General features: G+C 72.6%; 3 protein-coding genes. All 3 read right to left on the bottom strand.

Annotation, left to right across the window (positions count from 1 at the left end; all coding sequences use genetic code 11):
* The coding region (locus H5J26_RS29795) for an acyclic terpene utilization AtuA family protein (RefSeq protein WP_181769072.1) at positions 1-1453 on the bottom strand (1453 nt) is incomplete at its 3' end.
* Positions 1450-2253, bottom strand: coding sequence for a TIGR03084 family metal-binding protein (locus H5J26_RS29800; protein WP_181769073.1), 804 nt, complete (start codon positions 2251-2253; stop codon positions 1450-1452). The genes H5J26_RS29795 and H5J26_RS29800, both read right to left, overlap by 4 nt.
* A gap of 87 nt (positions 2254-2340) precedes the next feature.
* A partial coding sequence (locus H5J26_RS29805) for a (Fe-S)-binding protein (RefSeq protein WP_268933166.1) occupies positions 2341-3155 on the bottom strand: 815 nt, incomplete at its 5' end.

A 3155-nucleotide genomic window follows, 5' to 3' on the forward strand; every position in this document is an offset into this window, starting at 1 on the left:
CCAAATGGCCGAATGGCCAAGTGGCTGGACCACACGGTGTGCCTTCCCCGAGCGGCATCCGCCGCGTGGGTCCCGCGGGAAGGGGACCGGGCAGCTCGGGCTCTTCGACCGGGCCCAGCTGCTGTGTTCTCCGGGGCGCGGGGACGTCCTCGCGGGTGCCGTCGGGCAGCACCGCGACGTGCGGCACCTTCCCCGCCTCCTCGTACGCGGCCTCGAACACCCCGTACGGCGAGCCCTTTCCGGGCGGCGCCGTCACGTGGAAGCCGGGGATGCCGGACAGCGCCAGCTCGATCGCCGCACCGCTGACCGCGCGCCCCACCGCGTCGGGTGAGGGGTCCCGCACGACCATGCGCAGCATCGCGCTGGCCTCCTCCTGCACGGACGCGTCCTCGTGATCCGTACGGGCGAGGCTCCAGGTCACCTCCGCGGGCCCGCGCTCCCCGGCCTGCTGGAGCGCGTCCTCCATCTGCCCTTGTACGAGCGCCGCCTTGGCCTCGATGTCGAGGCCCGTCAGCACGAAGGTCACCTCGTTGCGCCAGCCGCCCATCCGGGTCAGCCCGACCTTGAGCGTGGGCGGCGGTGCCTCACCGCGTACACCCTCGATCCGCACCCGGTCCTTGGCCGCCTCGGTCACCCGCGCCGAGTCCAGGCGCGCAGTCACGTCGGGTCCGGCGTAGCGGGCGCCTGCCGTCTCGTAGAGCAGCTGAGCGGTGACCGTGCCGACCGTCACCGCGCCGCCGGTGCCCGGGTGCTTGGTGATGACGGACGTTCCGTCGCGTGCGATCTCCGCGAGGGGGAAGCCCGGGCGGCGCAGGTCGATGCCCTCCTGCGCGAAGAAGGCGTAGTTGCCACCCGTCGCCTGGGCCCCGCACTCCAGGACGTGGCCTGCGACCACCGCTCCGGCGAGCGCGTCCCAGTCGTCGTCGGCCCATCCGAAGTGTGCGGCGGCGGAGCCGCTCACCAGAGCCGCGTCCGTCACCCGCCCGGTCACGACGACGTCGGCTCCGCCCCGCAGGCACGCGGCGATGCCGCCGCCGCCCAGGTAGGCGTTGGCGGTCAGGACGCCCTCGCCCCAGGAGCGTCGCGCCATCACGTCGTCGCCCTCGACGTGAGCGACCGCTGCCGGGATCCCGACGCGCTCGCTCAACTCCCGTACGGCGTCGGCCAGTCCGGCCGGATTGAGACCGCCCGCGTTGACGACGATGCGCACGCCGCGGTCCTGGGCGAGGGCGAGTGAGGTCTCCAGCTGCTTCAGGAACGTCCTGGCGTAGCCGCGCTCAGGATCCTTCAGCCGGTCGCGGCCGAGGATCAGCATGGTCAGTTCGGCGAGATAGTCACCGGTGAGGACGTCCAGCTCCCCGCCGGTGAGCATCTCCTGCATCGCGAGGAAACGATCGCCGTAAAAACCGGAGCAGTTGCCGATCCGGAGCACGTCCGCTCCGCCGGCGCTCATGAACGTTCCTTACGCGGGCGTCCCTGCCCGGGCGGGCCCGCGAACGCCTGCGCGATCTCCAACCACCGTGCCGCGTCCGCCCCTTCGGCGTGTACGTCGGCGTCGGCGTGGTGAAGCCGCTGCGTCACCAGCAGGCAGAAGTCGAGGGCGTCGCCCGTCACCCGCTGCCCTGCGTCGTCGGGGCCGTGCGTCCACAACTCACCGTCCGTGCCCCTCAGTTCCACCCGGAAGGGCTCGGACGGCGGCTCCATGCCCCGCATCGCGTACGCGAAGTCCCGTGCCCGCACGCCGATCCGTACGACGTGACGCAGCCGCGGTGTCGGCTCCCGGCGGACCCCCAGCGCCTCGGCGACGTCCTCGCCGTGCGCCCAGGTCTCCATGATCCGGGCGGTGGCCATGCCGGGGGCGCTCATCGCCGGCCCGTACCAGGGGATGCGCTGCCCCTTCGGCACCTCGCCCAGCACCCGCAGCAGCTCCTGCCGTCCGGCACGCCACCGCTCCAGCAGTCGCGCGGGGGGCTCGGCGGCGCCGCGCTCGGCTCCCTCGTCGACGAAGGTGTCCGGCGCGCCGAGCGCCGCCTGCGCGGCGCTGCGGAAGGCTGCCTCGTCCCTCGCCGCCAGAAGGGACTGCTCGTCGGTCCACGCGAGATGGGCGATCTGGTGCGCGACCGTCCAGCCCGGAGCGGGCGTCGGCAGGGCCCACGCCTTCGCTTCGAGCCCTGCCACCAGCCGCTCCGCGGCCTCGCCCTCGTCCCGCAGGTCCGCGAGAACGACTCCGGTCACATCCCCGGCGTCCGCCATTGCCCCGCCCCTCTTCTGCTCGCCCGGCATGGACGAGCGTGACAGCGGAAGCAAAAACAATCAAGCGTGCTTGCATTGCTTTTTGGATCAGCGGGCGTCCAGCCCTTCGGCCAGCACCTCCGCGAGGTGACGGCTGGTGTATCCGCCGAGCTGGTCCATCTGCGTGCGGCACGAGTAGCCGTCGGCCAGCAGTTCGGCGTCGGGCCCGGCCTCCCGCACGGCGGGCAGCAGTTGGTCCTCGGCGCAGGCGGCGGACACCTCGTAGTGGCCCTTCTCGAAACCGAAGTTGCCCGCGAGTCCACAGCAGCCCTTGCTCAACTCGCCCTCGAGTCCCGCCCGTTCACGCAACCGCCGGTCAGCGGCATCACCGATGACGGCGTGCTGGTGGCAGTGGGTCTGCCCCGCCACGCGACGGTCGATCCGCGGGGGCTCCCAGTCCGGCGCGTACTCCTCCAGCGTCTGCGCGAAGGTCCGTACGGATGCTGCGAGCCGGCGCGCCCTCGGGTCGTCACCGAGCAGTTCGGGCACGTCCGTGCGCAGCGCGGCCGCGCACGGCGGCTCCAGCACGGTGACGGGGAGCCCGGCGTCGAGGGCCGGTTCGATGTGGTCGAGAGTGCGGCGCATGACCGTACGGGCCTGGTCGAGCTGACCGGTGGAGACGTACGTCAGCCCGCAGCAGACCTCCTTCGGCGGCACGGTGACGCGCAGCCCGGCGTCCTTCAGGACCTGCACCGCCGCCGAACCCGCCTCAGGCGAGAGGTAGTTGGTGAAGGTGTCCGGCCACAGGAGGATCTGCTTGCCGCTCTCCTCCCCCGCCGCCGCCGGCTGCTTGCGCCACCAGCGCGTGAACGGCTCACGCGCCAGCGGCGGGATGGGCTGGTCCCGGGCGACGAGGAGGCTCA

Source organism: Streptomyces albidus (ex Kaewkla and Franco 2022) (assembly GCF_013870515.1).
Lineage (GTDB): Bacteria > Actinomycetota > Actinomycetes > Streptomycetales > Streptomycetaceae > Streptomyces > Streptomyces albidus.

Coding starts and splice junctions, on each gene's coding strand:
- H5J26_RS29800 (WP_181769073.1), bottom strand. CDS start 2,253: ATGGCGGACGCCGGGGATGTGACCGGAGTCGTTCTCGCGGACCTGCGG.